This window comes from Neobacillus piezotolerans (assembly GCF_003362805.1).
Classification (GTDB): domain Bacteria; phylum Bacillota; class Bacilli; order Bacillales; family Cytobacillaceae; genus Bacillus_D; species Bacillus_D piezotolerans.
The window spans coordinates 612,607-632,424 of sequence record NZ_QNQT01000002.1; the positions used below are offsets into that span (position 1 = coordinate 612,607).

Sequence of the window (19,818 nt, forward strand, 5' to 3'; positions counted from 1 at the left end):
TGAAACTTTAACAAGATTCCTCGGGTTTATTTTCTTCAAAGTAATCCATACTAAAATTATATATAACTATCACTTATCTGAATATACTTATTTTTCTGTATTTTAGTGCCGATATGTCGGTGTTTTTTTATGTTCAAAAAGCCATCATAGTTAATAGTGAACGGGATTATTATTGGACTGCCAAAATAGGGGTGTGCAGTTTCCGCCGGGTGCATGGGCCCAAAGGATTTTTTGAAAAAAGTGGGGGTTGGAAAAGCTGCCTGTGGCGGAATTGTTTGATAAAGTGATATTCTGAGAAAGTATTTAGGCAGTACATCATGTGAAAGCAGGTGGGACAATTGGTGAAAAAAGTTATTCTGGATATTGATACGGGCATTGATGACGCCCTGGCGATCCTTTATCTTTTAAAGCATCCCAATGTTGAGGTGAAGGGGCTGACAACAGGCTTCGGGAATGTGGATGTTGCCTTGGCGACAAAGAATACCCTTCAGATTTCTGAGCTTGCAGAAAGGCCGGATGTTCCGGTTTTTGCAGGTGCTTCGAAACCGTTCCTCAGGACGTGGAAAGGGCCGGTCGTCCATGTGCACGGCGAAAATGGGATTGGGAATGTTTCACTGCCGGAGCCGAAAGCAAAGGCACAGGACGAAACAGCTTCCGATTTCATTGTCCGCGCGGTAAATGAGGAGCCGGGCGAGATTTCGGTGATTACGGTCGGGCGTCTGACGAATCTAGCCGAGGCGCTTGCAAAGGATCCTTTCCTTCCGAAAAAGGTTAAAGAGGTCGTTATCATGGGCGGAGCGGTCACGGTGCCGGGGAATGTGACCCCTGTAGCGGAGGCGAACATCGCTGGCGATCCGGAAGCGGCCCATATGGTGTTCGAGGCTGGCTTCCCGCTGACGATGGTCGGCCTGGATGTCACGATGCAGACGCAAATCACGGCCGAAGACATGGCGTGGATGGTGAGCCAGAAGAATGAGACGAATGCGGAACTGATCGATGCGCTCGATGAAATGGTCCGTTTCAGGCTCGATGCGTACAAGAAGCAGGACGGCATTGACGGAAGCCCGCTCCATGATCCGTTGGCGGTCGCCGTAACCCTTCATCCTGACCTTGTAAAAACAAAACCAATGCTCGTGGCGATTGAAACGAAGGGCGCGCTTTCCTCCGGGGCCACGATTGCGGACCTTCGCGCCTCGGAAAAGCCTTACTACAATGTGAACGTCTGCCTTGAAGTCGACGCGGAGCGCTTCATCAAGGAATTCGTTGAAGTTGTTTCCGGCAAGCAAAGGGAGGTTTTATAATGAAGAAAGTCATCCTTGATGTTGATACAGGTATTGATGATGCGCTGGCGATTGCGTATGCTGTGAAATCGAAAGACATTGACCTCGTCGGGCTTACAACCAGCTTCGGGAATACGTCGCTGGAGGAAGCGACCCGCAATACGCTTCAGCTTCTTGAGTTGATGGGCCGCGAGGATATTCCGGTTTATCCAGGTGCGGAAAAGCCATTGTTCAGGCCTCATTTGAAGCAGAAAGCGGCATTCATCCATGGCGACGACGCGATGGGGAACCACTCGCTTCCATTGCCAAAAACAAAGCCGTCGGAAAAGCACGCGGTCGAGTTCATTATTGAAATGGTCCATAAGCATCCAAACGAAATCACCCTTGTTTTTGTCGCGAGCATGACTAACCTTGCGCTTGCTATCATGAAAGACCCGTCGATTGTTGAAAAAGTCGAACGTGTCGTCATTATGGGCGGTGCCGCGACTGTGGCAGGGAATGCCACCCCAGCGGCGGAAGCGAATATTTACACGGATCCGGAAGCGGCGGAATATGTTTTCAGATCCGGGCTGACGGTTACAATGGTCGGCCTTGACGTGACGATGCAGACGCTCCTTCCAAGGGAACAGATTGCGGTATGGAGGGAGAAGCAAACCCCGTATGGTGATTTCATGGCTCATATAGTGGAGTTTTACATAAATGCCTACCAGAACTTTCTTCCGGGCATCAAAGGCTGTGCGCTCCATGACCCGCTCGCGATTGGGGCTGTCATCAATCCTGATTTTATTAAAACAAAGCCGATGCACATCCAGGTCGATTGCGAAGGCATTCATTCTGTGGGCAGGACTGTTGCCGATTTGCGGGGCATCCCGGCGAACCCTCCGAACGTTGACGTGGCGCTTGAAGTCGACGCCGAAGGATTTCTGGAGCATTTCCTGAGTGTGGTCGTCTGAGGGCTGAGGGTTTGAAGGCGGATTTGATTAAGGATTGTGGTTTTATGCGTAATTGGCCAGCAAGATAAGTTTTGATGGCTAACACGTTTGTTGTAGGGTAAAATTTCGGGGAAGCCGTTTCCTGTGGAATTTAGCGGAATCAGGTTTCCGTTTTCCACGGAGCGGCCTTCTTTGATTTGTTTTGTAGTTGATTGGAGCGGAAGGGTTGATTAGTTGAACAGAACGCTTGGAATAGTATCGGTTTTGCTTGCGGCATCATTATATGGATTTGTGAATACGATCGTGAAGCTCGCCTATGCGGATGGCTTTGAGTTTCCGGAGCTGACGATCAGCCAATATGTATATGGAACGATCGGGCTTATTATTTTGATTTTGGCGACGCGCTCTTTTGGGAGAGTAACACTAAGGGATTACTTGAAGCTGCTTGCGGTCGGGGGATTCGGCCTCGGCGGCACGAGCCTAGCCCTTTATAAGAGCCTTGCCTATGTGCCGACGTCCGTTTCATTGGTGATGCTGTTCCAGTTTACATGGATCGGACTGCTGATAGAAATGCTTGTTTTAAAAAGAAAGATCCACCGGAACGAGTGGCTCGCGGTCGGAATAATCCTGGCGGGGACGCTGCTTGTCCTCCAGATAACAGGGATTGATTCGGAAACGATTAACGCGCCTGGCTTGATTTTCGGGTTTATCGCGGCGATTTGCTATTCCATTTTCTTGATCGGCGCATCCATGCTGCCGGAAACAATCCCGCAATTTTATAAGAACGGCCTGATGGTATCGGGCACGCTTGTATTGCTGTTTATAGGGTTTGCGGTTACCACGCCGATCGTTGAAATCAATCCATTCGGCGCGGTGCTGAAATGGGGGCTGCTGCTTGGAATCCTCGCCCAGCTGCTGCCGCCGGTCCTGTTCACTTACGGGGCTCCGAAAATCGGCGGTACGCTTACGTCGATATTGAGTTCAGTCGAGCTGCCTGTAGGAATCATCGCCTCCAACCTGATTTTGGGCGAACAGGTCGTCCTCGTCCAATGGATCGGGATGCTGCTCATCCTTGCCGGTATTGTCGTTTCGCAGGTGCGGCAGGGCGAAGCGGGGAAAGCCTAGATTCTAGGATTTAGGTCGACTTCGCGGACCTGCATTAAAGGAAATAAGGAAAACAATCCCCCACCGGTTAGTAGCCGATGGGGGGGGGTTTGGGGGCAGTTCAAGACCGTTTTACTTTTAATTTACAACCGAAACGGTCTTGAGAACGCCTGGTCGGCCCAATAGTTCTTCATCCCCTCTATGAAGACAGTTTCAACCGGAAAGGTTGCCTCGAAAGTGTCTTCATTTTTTAGAGATACAGTTTGATGGAACAATTTTCAGACGCTAATCTACTTTTTGGCCACTGCTGCCTTGATGATAAGAAAGTTCGGCGTTTTCAGCAGCCTGTTATAGGAAACGGGATTTGCCATTTTAAATGTTTCCGTTGGGAGGGGCTCGATGACTTCCTTTATTGTAAAAAAGGAAAGGGTGTCGTTCAAAATTTTTTGCAGCGGCCTTCTGTAAAAAGGCACATCGAACACTTTCCCATCCTTCCGCCACTTGTCGATGATGAGCTCGGTTGAAAAGTAGCTTGGGTTCCTAAGAAGCTTGATATCCGCGAACGGGTGGTGGACGGAAAAAAGGAAAACGCCTCCGGATTTCAAAATCCGTCTGAATTCACTAAAGGTAAGCTGCCAGTCTTGTAAATAGTGGAGAGTAAGTGAACTGACCACGTAATCGAATGATTGGCTGGCGAACGGAAGTGGTTCCGCCAAGTCGTGGCAAAAGATTTCGGCTTTGTCGCCAACGCGCCGTTTCGCGGCATTGACCATCTCGGGGCTCAAATCAATGCCCACGACCTTCGCGCCGCGTTTCGCAAGTTGAAGCGCATACCATCCAGCAGCGCAGCCAGCATCGAGTATCACTTTCCCCGTTAAATCATCCGGCAAAACGGCGAGCATGGAAGGGCGTTCGTATTCACTATTGTACAAACCGTTCGTGTCGACCGATTTTTCATAAGCGCCAGAAAGTCCGTTGAAAACGTCTTTTACTTTGTCTTTCATGTGTCACCTCGCATAAACGCCGTCCTGAAAGCTTTTCAGGAATTTTTCATATGCCGCTCTGGCCTCTTCTTCCGTTGGAACAGAATCAAAAAGCTCCTCTTGCGAAAAGGCTCGCCCACCTTTAATGACCAAATCGATGTCCTGGGTATTCCGGATTGTATCCAGTGGGTTGCTGTTAAGCAGGACGATGTCGGCTAATGCCTCTTCTTTAATGACCCCGAGTTCGGGTCTGCCCATGGCTTGTGCGGCAAACAAGGTGGCAGCCCTCAAGGCGTCAATTTCCGAAAAACCCGCCTCTACAAGTAACTCGAGCTCCCGGTGCAACGCCATTCCCGGATAAGTCCATACGCCTGCCGGTGTGTCCGTACCTGCAACCACCGTCCCGCCTAATTCGAAATAGATTTTGGCAATCGCCTTATTTAAGGTGCTTTGTATCCCCGTCCGCTTAAGCGCGTCCTTACGTTGGGAGAGATTTTCCCATTGTGCATCAAGGGAGTTGTTTGTGAATGAATTCCTTTCAGGCTCCCAATGATTTGGCAAGTGATCCATTTGGTCATACAGCACCATCGTCGGGCACAGAATCACGCCAAGCTCAGATAACTGGGAACAGACTTCCGTTATTTTCTCCCTTTCAGGCTCCAGCCAGTTGACTTTTTCCCAAACATCCTTGTCTGCCTTCATATTCCATTCCGGGTACATTGCCTGGATGATTCCGGAGGCATGTTCATTCCACTTGACACCAATCTTGGCTGCGTCAATCGCATTCACTGATGTCGAATGAATCAGGTCGCAGCTGACTTCTTTTCGATGTTTTTTCGCTTCATCAACGACGGCCTCCATTACTTCTCTAGAAAGCCAGCCGTACACTTTTATAAGATCGGCCCCGGCTTCAACCTGGCGAATGACTTCAGCTCGGGCGGCGGATGGTTCATCAATATTAATATTCCACGGACTCGTTTCTCCCCAAAGTCCGGGCGGGCCATCGATAATCCTGTCCGCAGAATATACCCTTGGAGTAGGAGCGTTTCCCGGGGCCTCAATAAGGTTCATTAATTCCAGGACATTACCGCCAGTATTGCGGACGGTGGTCACCCCGGCAGCAACGAAGAGGGGCGCATAGCTTTCTTTTATATGGACGTGCATATCGATCAGTCCAGGGAGAATCCACTTGCCAGCGGCATTTATAGTCGGGATTCCATTTTCACTAAAGGGCATTTGGTCGGGGGATGTGTATATTTTGGCAATCCTTTCACCTTCTATTAAGATAGAAGCTTGGTAAATTGTATCTGAAGCAACATCAATTACATTGCCGTTTTTTACAAATAGTTTAGGCATTCCGGGAAATCACTCCAGTCATTTTAGTGTAATATGTACCAATAAAAAGGCTTCTGCACAGCAGCGCAGAAGCCTAAGTTAATTTTTCAAAATCGATAACGGTTCCCAGCTTCACTTCCAGAAAAATGAAGCAGCAGTTCCGTCCCCAGCTTCACTCTTAAACTAGCTGGCTGCCTGGTTCGGCTGCTGCTGGGAGGATGCCGAGTTCGCGGAGTTTTTGTTCCGGCACGACGCCATTTTCCCAGCCGCGGACCTGGTAGTATTCGTCGAGCATGATGTCCATGCGGCTGACGGAGCCGGCGCTGTTGCCTGTTGCCGGTTCTTCGGTGAAGCGTTTCGGCAGGAAGTCGTCCTCGCGGCGGTTGAAGCCGGCGAGGTTATTGTAATAGCGTTCGAGATTGTAAATCCGTTCCCCTGCGAGCATGACGTCTTCCGCTGTCATCGGGATGCCGGTCATTGTGCTGTACTGCTCGGCATAGTGCTCGGCGTTTTCCGAGAAGGATGAGAATTTACAAATATTCATTGAGTCGGAGAAGGAGAGAAGGTCCTGGAATATTTTCAGGAGCTCGCCCTTTCCTTCAGGCTGCAGTCGGTCGGTTGGTTCCGGGATGCCGGCGATTTCCGATGCGACGGTATAGCCGCGCAGATGGCAGGCGCCGCGGTTGCTTGTCGCATAGCCAAGGCCGATTCCCTGGATGCCGCGCGGGTCGTACGCCGGGATGGACTGGCCTTTGACGGACATTGACAGGTATGGGGCACCCCACATCGCGGTTGCCCGCGCAGGGCCCTCGGCAAGGATGCCGCCGAAGCCTTCGCGGTGGGCGATCTTCCTTGTCATTTCAATCATCTTGTCGGCGTCGCCCCAGTCAAGCTTCTCGTCGACGATGCCTTTTTCGTATGCTTCCATCGTTACCGAGAAGGCATTTCCAAGCTCGATGGTGTCGATTCCGTATTCGTTGCATGAGTCGATCAGGTAGGCGATCGCCTCGGAATTGCTCAAGCCGCTGTTCGCGCCAAGCGCCCAGGCGGATTCGAATTCGAAGCTTTCAACACGGGTTTTGTATTTGCCGTCCTTGACTTCAACTTCGATTTTACAGGCGACAGGGCAGGCGTGGCATGTATTGTTGGCGACAAGCAGGTGCTCGTTTACATACTCGCCGCTGTGCAGCTCGGCCTGGTCCCAGTTGGTGAACTGGGAATTCTTTGTCGGAAGGGCACCCACTTCGTTGATCAGGTTTGTTAGGACGTTCGTGCCGTAAACGGACAATCCGCCTTTGTTTGGCGCGGTCAGGCCGCCTTCAAGGATTGCTTTGACCGCTTTTTTATTGGCCTCTTTGTATTCGTTCTCAAGGGCCGGCTGCGGCATATTGCCTTTTTGGGCCGCCTTGATGACGATTGCCTTCAATTTTTTATATCCTGCGACAGCGGCTGTTCCTCCACGGCCGGCCGCGCGGTCATGCTCGTTGATGAAGGATGCGTAGCGGACTGTGTTTTCCCCTGCCTGGCCGATTGCCATGACGCTCAGGTCTTCCGCGCCGTAGCGGTCTTTCATCGCCTTGACCGTTGCCCGGGTGGAAGTTCCCCACTCAGCCGAAGCATCGCGCAATTCAGCTTTGCCGTCCTCGATGTAGAGATAGACGGGCTTGTCGCTTTTTCCTTTGAAAATGATGTTGTCGAAACCGGACCACTTCAGGCGCGCGGCAGTCCAGCCGCCCATATGGGAATCGGTTACTGTCCCGGTCAGCGGCGACTTCGTTACAACCGCAAGGCGTCCGCTCATTGAGGAACGTGAGCCTGTCACCGGCCCGGTCATAATGCAGAGGATGTTTTCCTCCGAAAGCGGTTCCACTTCCGGCCCGTTGTCAAGGACATACTTGACGCCAAGGCCGCGCCCGCCGATATACTTGCGCGCATCTTCCTCATTGATGCTCCTGTACTCCACTGTTCCACTGGTCAAATCAACAATTGCTTCCCTGTTTTTGAAACCGCCAAGTTTCATTGATTCGGAGCCCCCTTAAATGGATTGAATTATACGCAAAAAAAGCATGTACCTGTTCTATATTCTTCTAACCTGCTGCATATTCCTTCCTTTTTTAAAAATTATTTAAAATTTTTAGTTAATTATAAGTTATCTTTTATAATAGAAGGAAGATGAAACGAAGGGGGGCTGGCGGATGGAACGTTATTCACGCCAAATACTGTTTAAGCCGATTGGGGAAGAAGGGCAGAGGCGGCTGCTAGAAAGCCGGGCGGCGGTTGTCGGAATGGGCGCGCTCGGTACGGTGATTGCCAACCACCTTGTCCGCTCTGGTGTCGGATATGTCCGGCTTATCGACCGCGACTTGGTCGAACTTTCAAATCTTCAGCGCCAGACGCTTTATACAGAGGAAGATGCGCGCAAAAATTTGCCGAAAGCGGTTGCGGCAGCTGACCGGCTGCGGGCGGTGAACTCGGAAATCACGATTGACCCGGTCATAGCCGACCTGAATCTTGATAATGCGGAGGATTTGCTGGCGGGGTTCGATGTCATCGTGGACGGCACCGACAATTTTTCGGCGCGGTATCTGGTCAACGACATTTCCGTGAAATTCGGGATTCCGTGGGTGTACGGCGGCGCGGTCAGCTCGCGCGGCATGTTCGCGGTGATTGTTCCCGGTAAAACGCCGTGCTACCGCTGCCTGTTTCCGGATGCGCAGACCGGCCTAGGCGAGACATGCGACACGATTGGCGTCCTCTCCCCGATTACTGAAATTATCGGATCATTTGAAGCGATGGAGGCGATCAAACTTCTGGCGGGGGCGGAGCACAACCCGAATCTTGAACAAATCGACATCTGGTATAACTCGACTATGCAAATGGACATTTCCAAGGGGCGGAATCCCGATTGCCCATGCTGCGGAAGGCGGCAGTTCGATTTCCTGGACCGCTCCTCCGACCGGCAAGTGGCCTTCACCGCGCTATGCGGGCGTGATACCGTCCAGATCAATCCTCGTAAAAAGAAGCCTGTCGAGCTTGAAAAGCTGGCTGGCGTCCTGCGCGAAGCGGGAACTGTTACCGCCGCGAACCCGTTTTTGTTAAAATTCTCGCCGGATGAGCGTATCACCATGGTCTTTTTCAAGGACGGACGCGTTTTGGTGCACGGCACAAACGACCTGGCAGAAGCCAAATCGTATTTTGCCAGATATGCCGGGGCGTAGGGGGGCATTAAACAGGAAGTGGATTTTGTGATTTAGCCGCAAAGGAGGGGATTCACCCTCCTTTTTGCGTTAACAAAGAGTAAAAGCAACGTGTATCAACTTTATCGGACGGTTTATCAGCAATTGCCCACGTTTATCAGCATTCGAACGGGTTTATCAGTAAACGCAACCATTTTATCAGTAAACGAACGAGGTTTATCAGTAAACGCACCCATTTTATCAGCATTCGAACGGAGTTTATCAGGAAACGAACGGAGTTTATCAGGAAACGAATGGGGTTTATCAGTAAACGAGCGGGGTTTATCGGTAAACGAACGGGGTTTATCAGTAAACGCAGGCGGTTTATCAGTATCCTTCGCCACGCGGAGCGAGCACCGAAATCCGCCGGCTGCCCCGTCGCTTTGGCTGGCATTTCTGTTAACAAAAAGCTGGATCGACATGATGCCTGGGCTAGGGGATGTTTTTTTTCCAAAAGGAGAAGGGTATAGATAAATGGAAGAGAATTTGGCTGCGGCTGACTTGGGGAGTATGTATGTTGAAACGGAGAATTGAGTTTTTGTTTGTGATTGTGCTGACCATATCTTTGTATATGGTGTTTTTTACAGATGCTGGGCCGTGGCTGAAGCTGATGTTCGGGCTACTGTATGCCGGGATTATCCTGGTGAGCGTGTGTTCGCTTATTCTTGAAAATCGGTCGGCGCAGCATACGCTGTTGTGGATTTATGTGCTGGTGTTCATTCCGCTGCTGGGTTATATTTTTTACTTGTATTCTGGGCAGCTTTATTTGAAGGGCTATTTGTTCAAGTCGAAGCGGCAGCTGAACCGGGACCAGTGGGAGAGGATGATGCGGTCGGAAGTTACGCCGGATTTGACATTTCTCGTCGGCAGCCAGGAGAATTTCGCGCAGTTTGCCGGCAAGGCCGCAAAGACGCCGATTAGCACGGCTTCCAGATCGGTTGTTTTAAAAAATGGGAAAGAGACGTTTGGCGAAATAATGGATTGGCTTCGGAAAGCGGAATCCTATATCCACATTGAATATTATATTTTCCGGTCGGACCGGCTGGGAAAGGAAATTATTGATATCTTGATTGAAAAAGCGCGTTCCGGCGTCGAGGTGCGGTTCATTTTCGATGCGGCCGGGAGCAGGACGCTTTCGGCGGCTGACCTTAAGGCGATGAAGGAGTCGGGAATCAATGCCATCCCGTTTTCACCGCTGAAATTCGGGTTCTTCAACCAGAAGTTCAATTTCAGGAACCATCGGAAGATTGTTATTATTGATGGGAAAGTTGGCTTTGTAGGCGGCCTGAATGTCGGCGTCGAGTATTTGGGCGAGGACGAAAACTTCGGCTATTGGCGCGATACGCATATGATGCTGTCAGGGGAAGCGGTGTACACGCTGCATACGATTTTCCTGCTTGACTGGGAGTATGTGAGCGGGGAGAAGGTGCTTAATGAGTTTCCGCTCGAGAAGCACCCGATTGAGGACGGCACGCTGGACGGCGCGATCCAGGTGGTCGCGAGCGGGCCGGATACGCAGCAGGGGATCATGAGCGATTTTTATTATGCGATGATGGCGGCCGCGAAACAGTCGATTTGGATTGCGACCCCTTATTTCGTCCCGGATGAGTCAATCCGGACGGCGCTCAGGATTGCGGCGGCGAAAGGTCTCGAGGTCAGGATTTTGGTGCCGGAAATCAATGACAGTTTTCTGACGCAATATGCGACGCGCTCCTATTTTCCGGAGCTGCTCCGCAGTGGTGTCGAGATTTATTCGTATAAAAAAGGATTCCTTCATCAGAAGGTAATCATTGTCGATGGCAATCTTGCTTCAATCGGGACGGCGAATATGGATATGCGGAGCTTCCACCTGAATTTCGAGGTGAATGTGTTCCTGTACGGGACAAGCTCGATCCGCGACCTTGTCGCCCATTTTGAAGAGGACATGAAGGATAGCGAAAAAATCGGCGCCGTGGACTTCTACAAACGTGGCTTGTGGAACAGGATGAAAGAATCATTCGCCCGCTTGTTTTCCGGAGTGCTATAGAATGCGCGGAGTGAAGCGAAAGATATGCCCATGCTTGGACATTTTTCCGGGTAGGGGTAAAATAAATACAGTGTAATTTAGGCTAGGAGGGATTGCGATGGGTATGCAGGAGCGTATTATCGCGGAATTGCATGTGAAGCCGGAAATCAACGCGGAAGAGGAAATTAAGAAGCGGGTTGGCTTTTTGAAGGAGTATTGCAAGAAGGCTAGGGCGAAGGGGTTCGTGCTCGGGATTAGCGGCGGCCAGGATTCGACGCTGGCGGGCAGGCTGGCGCAGCTAGCCGCAGAGGAACTCCGCGAAGAAGGCTACACAGCCAAGTTCATTGCCGTGCGCCTTCCGTATGCGCTTCAAAAAGATGAAGACGATGCGCAGCTTGCGCTTGATTTTATAAAGGCAGATGAAGAATTTACCTTTAATATCAAGGATGCCGTCGATGCGGTGAAGGCGGAGTACGAGCGGTCCGGCGAAGGCCAGGTTCTCGCTGATTTTCAAAAAGGGAACGTAAAAGCGCGGATGCGGATGATCGCGCAATATGCGTATGCCGGCATGAATGGCCTGCTGGTGATTGGGACAGACCACGCGGCCGAGGCGGTGACTGGATTTTTCACAAAGCACGGCGACGGGGGAGCGGATATTTTCCCATTGACCGGCCTGAACAAACGGCAAGGCCGGGCTTTGATGAAGGAGCTTCGCGCTGTCGAACGGCTGTATTTGAAGGAGCCGACCGCCGACTTGCTGGATCAGGTACCGCTGCAGGCGGACGAGACCGAGCTCGGGATATCGTATGATGAAATCGATGATTATCTCGAGGGCAAGAAAATTTCCGAAGAGAACGCCGCGAAAATCGAGCAGCGTTTCATCATTTCGGAGCATAAGCGCCATATGCCCGCCGACCCTTATAGCGAATGGTGGAAGAAGTAGGGTTTGGCAAGGCAGGATGGGCTTAGAACATTGAAACGAGTGAATTAAACGAACACAGCCTTTTACAGAGGCTGTGTTTTTTGTATAGGGGAGTTTTGCGGAATAAGGGTTTCATGCCAACATGCACAGTTCCAATTTTCTTTGAATTTTCACAGTTTCGGTCCTGGCAAACCTTTATACTTAAAGGCAGATAAGGATTCCTCTGAATCCTGGGGTTTGACTGTCCCGAAAGTGGGATCGTTTATACGGAAAGAGGTGCGGGATGAGAAAGTATGGTTGGATAATAGTGCTGTTTTTTGTGGCTGCGGCAGGGGTTTTTTATGTTAAACAATTTACCATGCTGCTGGATTTTAAACGTTCAGCGGAAACGGTCAGCCGAAGGTTTGAGTTCGAAAAAGATTTTTCGGACACGAAAACGCTCGTTGATGGAGCGGACCGGATTTTCATTGGCGAGGTCCTTGAGGAAAAAGGCCGCGGAACACATGCTGGGAATCCTGCCACCTTTTTTGAAGTGAGGGTCACCCAAAATATTAAGGGCGCCCTGCTTGGCGGTGTTACCGTAATTCAGGACGGAGGGTATTACAAGGAAAACGGCAAACTGTACCTATTGAAATACGAGAATGATGAGCCTTTGAGAAAAGGCCAAATGTACCTGTTCATAGTTAACCTGGATAGGGACGGCATGTACTGGGCAATGCCGAGATACGGCCTTACCCCATTGGATACCGAGGAACAGAAGCACCGGTTAATCGAGGAAATCCGCGGTGTCCTTCAGGAGTGAATCCCACTGCCCTTCCCAGCCACAGAATGTTGCAGGAATATTCATAATTCTGCTATATTCGCCCAGGCCCAAGCTCCCGCATTGCTTTTATAATGGAGAAAAACAGCTTGGAAATGAGGGGAGTAAGGTGAAGGATACGATGACGGAAGGGCGGTTTCTTATGTGGGTGATCGCGGCGATCATCTTGCTGATGGGCATCCACGTTTTCCACCCGCAGCTGGTTCAGTCGTACAATCCGATAAACTATGTTTCATTCCACGCGATTTTTGAATCCATCAGCATCATCATTTCGCTCGGGATTGTGCTGTTTAGCTGGAAAGCGTTTGAACGCCAGCGCTTCGTAAGGCTTCTGATGCTCCTTTTCATTTTTTCCACAGTGGGAATGGTTGATTTCCTCCACACACTCACCTTTAAAGGAATGCCCCACTTCCTCACCGAAAGTTCCGTCGCGAAAGCAACCTGTTTTTGGATTTTTGCCCGGATGGTTGAATCCGTCCTGATGCTGGCGGTGATGATTTTGCCCGACAAAATGGCGAAGCGGGATTTACGGGTGCCTGTGGTCGCCGGCGCGGCCCTATTCGGATTGGCAATCACGGCGGTCGTTTTCATTTTTGAAAAGCGCCTTCCCGTCCTTGTTATCGAAGGGCAAGGAACCACTCCTCTTAAAAATGGCCTCGAGTACTTCATCAGCTTCCTGCATTTCCTGTCGCTCGTTGTCTGCCTGTACTATTACTATCTTGAAAAACGCACAACGTATTTGAATCTCGCGCTCGCCTTTACGTTTCTGTTCCTGTCGGAAATGATCTTCACCGTCTACCAAAGCGTTTTCGATATTGACAATTTTATCGGCCACTTCTTTAAAGTGCTTGGCTATTATTTCATTCTGAAAGGCGTTTTCCTCCTCATAAAGAAAAAGGAACCCGAACCAAAAGGAAACGCGATTGTAAAACAAAGCCCGGGGGCCATTTTTTCTTTTACGGAAAAGGAAGGGGGCTTCGTTATCACTTTTATGGATGGCGGCCTTCTCGACGAGATCGGACTCCGGCCAGCCGCCCTTATCGGAACCGCCGTTGAGGACCTGCTTCCCCCATCGGAAGGGGATGCGCTCGACTGCTGCCGTGAATGCTGGGAAACCGGTACGGAACAGACTTTTCTGGCCACTTTTAACAAAAAGCATTTGGCGATTTCCCTTGCGCCGATCCGAAAAGGCGGAGAGGTGGCGGAAATCGCTGGCACGGCAATCGACGTTTCCAATTTTGTCCATTACGGAACGAGGGGGCGGCCTAAGTCCCCGGCTTAGAAATTATCGATAGGTATTCGAGCGCTTCCAAACCCGTCCGTCATAAATTTGATTGGAAAAGATAAACCGTCCGGGATTCGGATTATCCCTGGACGGTTTTTTTCGTTAATTCTGTTCCCTTTCGGCAGTCTTGTCGGCAGGAGAAATGAAGCAAGAGGCACTTCCTTGCTTCTGCTTCAACTATTGGACGATTAATCTTGGATAGGGAGGGTAAAATATACAGAAATTAATCTTTGACATAGCTGGTGTTTTTGTTCTATTATGTTTAATGTTGACCAAACCAATATGAATTAGGGGGTTTTAAAGTTGAAAAAGTTATCAATCCTGTTTGCGCTCATGCTTAGCCTTGTGCTGGTGGTTGCTGCGTGCGGTACGAATGACAAAAATAATGCAAATAACAATACAAATAATGAAGAAAAGAAGACTGGCGGAAATGATGTCCTCTCCAAGGTAAAGGATGAGGGGAAACTTGTTGTCGGTACGGAAGGTACATATCCTCCGTTCACGTTCCACGATGATAAGGGCAAGCTGACCGGCTTTGATGTTGAGATTGCCGAGGAAGTCGGGAAGCGCCTGGGAGTAGAGGTTGAATTCCTTGAGACCCAATGGGATGCGATTTTCGCGGGGCTGGATGCGAAGCGTTTCGACATGATTGCCAACCAGGTCGGCATCCGTCCGGACCGCCAGGAAAAGTACCTGTTTTCCGAGCCGTACATCACTTCAGCGGCGGTGCTGATTGCGCGTGAAGACAATACGAAAGTGACAAAGTTTGAAGATATCAAAGGCCTTAAATCCGCCCAGTCGATGACAAGCAACTATGCCGATATCGCAAGGAAATACGGTGCGGAAATCGTTGGCGTTGAAGGTTTCAATCAGGCTGTCGAGCTTTTGAACTCGAAGCGGGTCGATGTGACAGTCAATGACAAGATTGCATTCCTTGATTTTAAAAAGAACCGCCCGGAAGCAAAAGTGAAAGTAGTCGCGACTTCGGATGATGCTTCAAAGAGCGGACTGATGTTCCGCAAAGACAGCCAGCCGCTTGTGGATGAAGTGAATAAGGCGCTCAAAGATATGATCGACGACGGTACGTACGACAAAATTTCAGAGAAATGGTTTGGTGAAAATGTACTTAAGTAGTATTTTCACAGATCCCGCCCGAATGGACAGGTTAGTTACGATTGCGAAAAGTTCCTTCCAGCCTTTGCTGGAAGGACTTGTTGTAAATACAATCCCTCTGACGCTTATTTCTTTCGCACTGGGATTGGTTTTGGCCATCCTGACGGCGCTGGCGCGGATTTCCCACATGAAGGTACTCCAGGGCATCGCGCGCGTGTATGTGTCCGCGATCCGCGGCACGCCGCTTCTGGTTCAGCTGTTCATCCTCTTTTATGGGCTGCCGACAATTGGCGTGGTCATCGATCCATTCCCGGCGGCCGTCATCGGTTTCTCGCTCAGCGTGGGAGCATATGCTTCGGAAATCATCCGGGCCGCGATCCTGTCGATTCCAAAAGGGCAGTGGGAAGCAGGCTATTCAATCGGGATGAACTACCCGCAGCTTTTAAAAAGAATCGTCTTGCCGCAAGCGGCGCGGGTTTCGGTTCCGCCGCTGTCAAACTCGTTCATCAGCCTTGTAAAAGATACGTCGCTTGCCGCGATGATTCTCGTAACGGAAATGTTCCGCCGCGCGCAGGAGATTGCGTCGACCAACTACGAGTTTTTGCTGCTTTACCTGGAAGCCGCCCTGCTTTACTGGGTTGTCTGTTTCATCCTTTCCATTATCCAGGGCAAGCTGGAAGCAAGGTTTGACCGGTATGTCAAATAGTTGGAAAGGGGGTATTGATAGATGGATACTGTAAATGAATCGGGCAGGCTCCAAGGTACAAGCACGTATGCTGGTGCCCCGATGATTTCCATAAAAGGTTTATTTAAGCAGTTTGGAGAGTTGGAGGTCCTGAAGGGGATCGACCTGGAAGTCGGGAAGGGTAAGGTGGTCGTTGTCATCGGCCCGTCTGGTTCAGGTAAAACAACGCTTCTCCGCTGCCTGAATGTTCTTGAAACGCCTACGAAGGGAAGCATCTCAATTGCGGGGCAAACGCTTGATTTCTCTGGCGGCGTTCCGAAAAAGAATATTGCTTCGTTCAGGCGGCTGACGGGGATGGTTTTTCAAAGCTACAATCTCTTCCCTCATATGACGGCGCTCGGGAATGTAATGGAAGGTCCGGTTACCGTCAAAGGCGAAAACAGAGAGCAGGCAAGGCAAAAGGCGGCGATGCTTCTGCAAAAGGTCGGGCTTGGCGACAAGCTGGATTATTACCCGCACCAGCTTTCCGGCGGGCAGCAGCAGCGGGTCGGCATCGCCCGGGCGCTTGCGATGGAGCCCGAGGTCATGCTGTTTGACGAGCCGACATCCGCTTTGGACCCCGAACTCGTCGGGGAAGTATTGAAGGTTATGAAGGACTTGGCGAACGAAGGGATGACCATGGTCGTCGTCACCCACGAGATGCGATTCGCGCGGGAAGCCGCCAATGAGGTCATTTTCATGGACAAAGGCGTCGTCGTCGAACGCGACCACCCTGAGAACTTCTTCACCAACCCGAAGCACGAACGAACCAGGCAATTCCTCAACCTCATTCGGCCGGAATAATGGCGCCAGGCGCATTCATGGGGCGATTATTGGCCCTGTTGGCTGCGAGGCGCCACTTTTTCGTTGGGAGTATGCTTTTTAAGCAGTCCGATTTTGATTGGGCTGTTTTTTTGTGCTGTTTGGCCTTCACCTTTTGAATCGAGTGGTGTCCTCGTCCAAAGATGGATGCAGGCGCGGTATTTTGAAGGGAAATGGCGAAAAGGTCCCAGCCTTGGGCTCTTTCTTACAAAAAGCCATTCATAACTATGCTGGCTTGCCAGCCGGTTGATGTGTTTACCCCATTTTTGTGTATTGCAAAATATTTCCCAACTCTTGTAATCCTGGTTTTTTGCCATATTAATGGAAACGAGTGGTAAAATAGTAGAAAACAAATACAAAGGAGGGGGGAAGGTGGCAAGGTGGGGGAAGATTTCGCTTACCATTGTTGGTTTTATGGCGTGCATTTTACTGATTATTGTCATCGGGGCGTACAATTATAACATCATAGAGGAAGAGTATGATAAACTGACGATCACAAAAATGGATAAGACGGCCGCCATTATAACCGAGAAATCACAAATCGAGAGTATTATAGACAGGATTAATGACAGCCCGAGGAAGTTTATGCGGCGGACGGGATTCACATACGATTATCTGCCCTACGGCTTCCTCATTTTTGAGAATAAGAAGGAAAAGGTTGAGCATGTTTTTTACATATTTAAAGGAAACACGGTTATCGGTTATTGGGACATAGATACGAGGTTCGAGTTTGCGAAGGATTTGGAATAGCAGTTAAAATAGGAAAAGCTTAGAGAAATTCTAAGCTTTTTTTGTTGAAATGAAAGTTTACTCCTGATTTTGGAGGTCAGTGCGTTATTTATGGTAGTCCTGTCTTTTAAGTTTGTCAGTGAGGTAATTCGGTTTTTTCGCAACGGCTATTAATGAAGCGATGAAGGAGATGCCAAGTACTGTTGTTACGACCCATGCCAGATGGTCAATCGGTTCCATGGCGATGCACTCCCTTCTACTCATGGTCTTATGCGCTATTATTCATATACCCTGTTTGGGAAAAGGGGAAACGGATAGGCCTTTTCCAAATTTTTTAAAAATATTTACAATTTTTGCAGGAAATGAAACTTTACCTGTCAATTGCCGTATACCTTACTGTAAAATAAAAGGGAAGACGACTAAACGGGGGTGATGGCAAATGGAAACGATTAATGGCGTGCCAATTGAGACAATTTACCTGTACAGCCTTATCATAGCCGGCGCGTTGACGCTGCTGTATGTGCTGTTTAGCGATCTTTTGTCAGGCCTGTTGGACAGCTTTGATTTTTTAAATCCCGTCCTTTTATTTTCGTTCATAACCTTTTTGTCGGCCGGTGGGTTTATTTTGGAAAAGGTGACGGCTCTTTCGTCACTTGTGATTCTTTTGATTTCCGCGGGAATTTCCGCCATACTTGTAACCTTGTTGAATGTTTTTGTCCTAGTGCCCCTATCCCAGGCGGAAGCGTCGCTTTCCTACAATGACTCCGATTTACGGGGCCGGATTGGAAAAGTGATCACGTCCATACCTGTGAACGGGTACGGCGAGGTAATGATTGACAGCATCAGCGGAAGGATCGCAAAGCCGGCTTCAAGCTATGACGGCACCGAAATCGGTTCCGGCAAGGATGTATTGGTTGTTGATACGGCCAACGGAGTGCTTCAGGTCGCTGTAAAAGAAAAATTAGAACAAGAGTGGATTTAGGAGGAGATTAGATGATTGATTTGACGTTGATTGCAATAGGGATAGCGGTATTCGTCGTTGTAGCGCTTTTGGCTGTTTTCGTTACAAAGTATAAGACGGCCGGCCCGGATGAGGCGCTGATTGTGACAGGCAGCATGCTTGGCAACAAGAACGTCCATGTGGATGAGTCCGGCAATAAAATCAAGATTATCCGCGGCGGCGGTACGTTCATCCTGCCGGTTTTCCAGCAGTCACAGCCGCTGAGTTTACTTTCGAGCAAGCTTGAGGTTACGACTCCGGAAGTTTACACTGAGCAGGGCGTTCCGGTAATGGCGGACGGCGTCGCGATCATTAAAATCGGCGGTTCGATTTCCGAAATCGCCACCGCTGCAGAGCAGTTCCTCGGCAAAGCGACATCGGACCGCGAGAACGAAGCGAAGGAAGTCCTTGAAGGGCATCTCCGTTCCATCCTCGGTTCGATGACTGTTGAAGAGATTTATAAGAATCGTGACAAGTTCTCACAGGAAGTCCAGCGTGTCGCTTCCCAGGACCTTGCAAAAATGGGTCTTGTGATTGTTTCATTCACAATTAAAGATGTCCGTGATAAAAACGGTTACCTTGACTCGCTTGGTAAACCGCGGATTGCCCAGGTAAAGCGTGATGCGGACATTGCGACAGCCGAGGCGGAAATGGAAACACGCGTCAAAAGGGCGGAAGCCGCCAAGGAAGCGAAGCGAGCCGAGCTTGAGCGTGCAACTGAAATCGCTGAAGCTGAAAAGATCAACCAACTGAAGGTCGCTGAATTCCGCGCCGAGCAGGACAGCGCGAAAGCCCGTGCCGACCAGGCATACGACCTTGAAACTGCCCGCTCAAAGCAGCAGGTAACCGAGCAGGAGATGCAAATCAAGATCATTGAGCGCCAGAAGCAAATCGAGCTTGAGGAAAAAGAAATCCTCCGCCGTGAGCGCCAATACGACTCCGAGGTTAAGAAGAAGGCGGACGCAGACCGTTACTCTGTTGAGCAAGCTGCTGCCGCTGAAAAGGCAAAGCAGATAGCTGAAGCGGAAGCGAACAAATACCGTATTGAAGCGATGGCAAAAGCAGAAGCGGAGCGCATTCGCCTCGACGGTCTTGCGAAGGCTGACGCTGTAAGGGCACAGGGTGAATCTGATGCTGAAATCATCCGCCTGAAAGGTCTTGCCGAAGCGGAAGCGAAGCAAAAGATCGCCGAAGCGTTTGAACAGTTCGGCCAGGCAGCCGTTATGGACATGATCATGAAAATGCTTCCTGAGTACGCGAAGCAGGTTGCCGCTCCACTTGCGAACATTGACAAGATTTCCATCGTCGATACTGGAGGCGGCGGTGCCAACAGCGGCGCGAACCGAGTGACCGGCTACGCGACCAACCTGATGGCCGGCCTTCAGGAAACACTGAAAGCATCCAGCGGCATCGATCTGAAGGAACTGATTGAAAGCTATGCAGGTAAAAACACCCTTCGCCAAAATGTTATCGAAACAGTTATGAAGGATGATTCCCAAAAGGAACCTGTAAAGCTGTAATTGCATAC

Annotated in this window: 19 protein-coding genes; 14 read left to right on the top strand and 5 right to left on the bottom strand. The window is 50.1% G+C overall.

Annotated features, from left to right (window positions below; translation table 11 throughout):
* Window positions 1-341 precede the first annotated feature (341 nt).
* The 3 genes from DRW41_RS07965 to DRW41_RS07975 all read left to right on the top strand — a co-directional run bounded on the left by DRW41_RS07965 (window position 342) and on the right by DRW41_RS07975 (window position 3,337).
* Entirely contained in the window at window positions 342-1,301 is a 960-nt protein-coding gene (locus DRW41_RS07965; protein WP_115451425.1) for a nucleoside hydrolase, read from the top strand.
* Entirely contained in the window at window positions 1,301-2,233 is a 933-nt protein-coding gene (locus DRW41_RS07970; protein ID WP_115451426.1) for a nucleoside hydrolase, read from the top strand. The genes DRW41_RS07965 and DRW41_RS07970 overlap by 1 nt, the downstream gene beginning before the upstream one ends.
* A gap of 213 nt (window positions 2,234-2,446) precedes the next feature.
* The gene (locus DRW41_RS07975) at window positions 2,447-3,337 is read left to right on the top strand and encodes a DMT family transporter (protein WP_115451427.1); all 891 of its coding nucleotides are present in this window, start codon (window positions 2,447-2,449) and stop codon (window positions 3,335-3,337) included.
* A 269-nt stretch (window positions 3,338-3,606) separates the two neighbouring features.
* Here DRW41_RS07975 and DRW41_RS07980 read toward each other — a convergent pair whose 3' ends face one another.
* From DRW41_RS07980 to DRW41_RS07990, 3 genes are all read right to left on the bottom strand, one after another.
* Window positions 3,607-4,320, bottom strand: a complete 714-nt coding sequence (locus tag DRW41_RS07980; RefSeq protein ID WP_115451428.1) for a class I SAM-dependent methyltransferase — start codon at window positions 4,318-4,320, stop codon at window positions 3,607-3,609.
* 3 nt (window positions 4,321-4,323) lie between these two features.
* Window positions 4,324-5,655: an amidohydrolase family protein gene (locus DRW41_RS07985; RefSeq protein WP_115451429.1), complete on the bottom strand. Its 1,332-nt coding sequence runs from the start codon at window positions 5,653-5,655 to the stop codon at window positions 4,324-4,326.
* A 157-nt stretch (window positions 5,656-5,812) separates the two neighbouring features.
* Entirely contained in the window at window positions 5,813-7,654 is a 1,842-nt protein-coding gene (locus tag DRW41_RS07990; RefSeq protein ID WP_115451430.1) for an aldehyde ferredoxin oxidoreductase family protein, read from the bottom strand.
* 175 nt (window positions 7,655-7,829) lie between these two features.
* Between DRW41_RS07990 and DRW41_RS07995 the strand changes: the two genes are divergently transcribed.
* Window positions 7,830-8,852: a ThiF family adenylyltransferase gene (locus DRW41_RS07995; protein WP_115451431.1), complete on the top strand. Its 1,023-nt coding sequence runs from the start codon at window positions 7,830-7,832 to the stop codon at window positions 8,850-8,852.
* 116 nt (window positions 8,853-8,968) lie between these two features.
* On the opposite strand, the gene DRW41_RS08000 is transcribed toward DRW41_RS07995, so the two are convergent.
* Complete coding sequence (locus tag DRW41_RS08000) at window positions 8,969-9,214, bottom strand: hypothetical protein (protein ID WP_181884464.1); 246 nt, start codon at window positions 9,212-9,214, stop codon at window positions 8,969-8,971.
* Window positions 9,215-9,384: 170 nt separating this feature from the next.
* Here DRW41_RS08000 and cls point away from each other — a divergent pair, with 170 nt between their 5' ends.
* The 8 genes from cls (at window position 9,385) to DRW41_RS08045 (ending at window position 17,311) form a co-directional block, all read left to right on the top strand.
* Window positions 9,385-10,896: a cardiolipin synthase gene (cls, locus tag DRW41_RS08005; protein ID WP_115451433.1), complete on the top strand. Its 1,512-nt coding sequence runs from the start codon at window positions 9,385-9,387 to the stop codon at window positions 10,894-10,896.
* A gap of 97 nt (window positions 10,897-10,993) precedes the next feature.
* Window positions 10,994-11,818 carry an NAD(+) synthase gene (gene nadE / locus DRW41_RS08010; protein WP_115451434.1) on the top strand — a complete coding sequence of 275 codons (825 nt, stop codon included), beginning with the start codon at window positions 10,994-10,996 and terminating at the stop codon, window positions 11,816-11,818.
* A gap of 262 nt (window positions 11,819-12,080) precedes the next feature.
* Entirely contained in the window at window positions 12,081-12,599 is a 519-nt protein-coding gene (locus tag DRW41_RS08015; protein WP_115451435.1) for a hypothetical protein, read from the top strand.
* 127 nt (window positions 12,600-12,726) lie between these two features.
* Complete coding sequence (locus tag DRW41_RS08020; RefSeq protein WP_142752194.1) at window positions 12,727-13,899, top strand: MASE3 domain-containing protein; 1,173 nt, start codon at window positions 12,727-12,729, stop codon at window positions 13,897-13,899.
* A gap of 306 nt (window positions 13,900-14,205) precedes the next feature.
* Window positions 14,206-15,036, top strand: a complete 831-nt coding sequence (locus DRW41_RS08025) for an amino acid ABC transporter substrate-binding protein (protein WP_281272292.1) — start codon at window positions 14,206-14,208, stop codon at window positions 15,034-15,036.
* A complete protein-coding gene (locus tag DRW41_RS08030; RefSeq protein ID WP_115451650.1) occupies window positions 15,023-15,721 on the top strand; it encodes an amino acid ABC transporter permease in 699 nt (232 codons plus the stop codon). Before DRW41_RS08025 ends, DRW41_RS08030 begins: the two co-directional genes overlap by 14 nt.
* 81 nt (window positions 15,722-15,802) lie before the next feature.
* Complete coding sequence (locus DRW41_RS08035; RefSeq protein ID WP_115451652.1) at window positions 15,803-16,543, top strand: amino acid ABC transporter ATP-binding protein; 741 nt, start codon at window positions 15,803-15,805, stop codon at window positions 16,541-16,543.
* A 390-nt stretch (window positions 16,544-16,933) separates the two neighbouring features.
* Window positions 16,934-17,311, top strand: a complete 378-nt coding sequence (locus DRW41_RS08045; protein ID WP_115451438.1) for a hypothetical protein — start codon at window positions 16,934-16,936, stop codon at window positions 17,309-17,311.
* Between the two features lie 84 nt (window positions 17,312-17,395).
* On the opposite strand, the gene DRW41_RS23590 is transcribed toward DRW41_RS08045, so the two are convergent.
* Entirely contained in the window at window positions 17,396-17,530 is a 135-nt protein-coding gene (locus DRW41_RS23590) for a hypothetical protein (RefSeq protein WP_281272293.1), read from the bottom strand.
* A 199-nt stretch (window positions 17,531-17,729) separates the two neighbouring features.
* On the opposite strand from DRW41_RS23590, the gene DRW41_RS08050 reads away from it, so the two are divergent.
* Both DRW41_RS08050 and floT read left to right on the top strand, forming a co-directional pair.
* Complete coding sequence (locus DRW41_RS08050) at window positions 17,730-18,272, top strand: NfeD family membrane protein (RefSeq protein WP_115451439.1); 543 nt, start codon at window positions 17,730-17,732, stop codon at window positions 18,270-18,272.
* Window positions 18,273-18,283: 11 nt separating this feature from the next.
* Window positions 18,284-19,810, top strand: coding sequence for a flotillin lipid rafts scaffold protein FloT (gene floT / locus DRW41_RS08055; protein WP_115451440.1), 1,527 nt, complete (start codon window positions 18,284-18,286; stop codon window positions 19,808-19,810).
* The last annotated feature ends 8 nt before the right edge of the window (window positions 19,811-19,818 follow it).

Excerpts from the sequence above, each read along its gene's own strand:
- nadE (WP_115451434.1), top strand. The coding sequence starts at position 10,994 with ATGGGTATGCAGGAGCGTATTATCGCGGAATTGCATGTGAAGCCGGAA.
- DRW41_RS07985 (WP_115451429.1), bottom strand. The coding sequence starts at position 5,655 with ATGCCTAAACTATTTGTAAAAAACGGCAATGTAATTGATGTTGCTTCA.
- DRW41_RS08035 (WP_115451652.1), top strand. The coding sequence starts at position 15,803 with ATGATTTCCATAAAAGGTTTATTTAAGCAGTTTGGAGAGTTGGAGGTC.
- DRW41_RS07980 (WP_115451428.1), bottom strand. The coding sequence starts at position 4,320 with ATGAAAGACAAAGTAAAAGACGTTTTCAACGGACTTTCTGGCGCTTAT.
- DRW41_RS08050 (WP_115451439.1), top strand. The coding sequence starts at position 17,730 with ATGGAAACGATTAATGGCGTGCCAATTGAGACAATTTACCTGTACAGC.
- DRW41_RS08030 (WP_115451650.1), top strand. The coding sequence starts at position 15,023 with ATGTACTTAAGTAGTATTTTCACAGATCCCGCCCGAATGGACAGGTTA.
- DRW41_RS07970 (WP_115451426.1), top strand. The coding sequence starts at position 1,301 with ATGAAGAAAGTCATCCTTGATGTTGATACAGGTATTGATGATGCGCTG.
- DRW41_RS07995 (WP_115451431.1), top strand. The coding sequence starts at position 7,830 with ATGGAACGTTATTCACGCCAAATACTGTTTAAGCCGATTGGGGAAGAA.
- DRW41_RS07990 (WP_115451430.1), bottom strand. The coding sequence starts at position 7,654 with ATGAAACTTGGCGGTTTCAAAAACAGGGAAGCAATTGTTGATTTGACC.
- DRW41_RS08015 (WP_115451435.1), top strand. The coding sequence starts at position 12,081 with ATGAGAAAGTATGGTTGGATAATAGTGCTGTTTTTTGTGGCTGCGGCA.
- floT (WP_115451440.1), top strand. The coding sequence starts at position 18,284 with ATGATTGATTTGACGTTGATTGCAATAGGGATAGCGGTATTCGTCGTT.
- DRW41_RS23590 (WP_281272293.1), bottom strand. The coding sequence starts at position 17,530 with ATGGAACCGATTGACCATCTGGCATGGGTCGTAACAACAGTACTTGGC.
- cls (WP_115451433.1), top strand. The coding sequence starts at position 9,385 with ATGTTGAAACGGAGAATTGAGTTTTTGTTTGTGATTGTGCTGACCATA.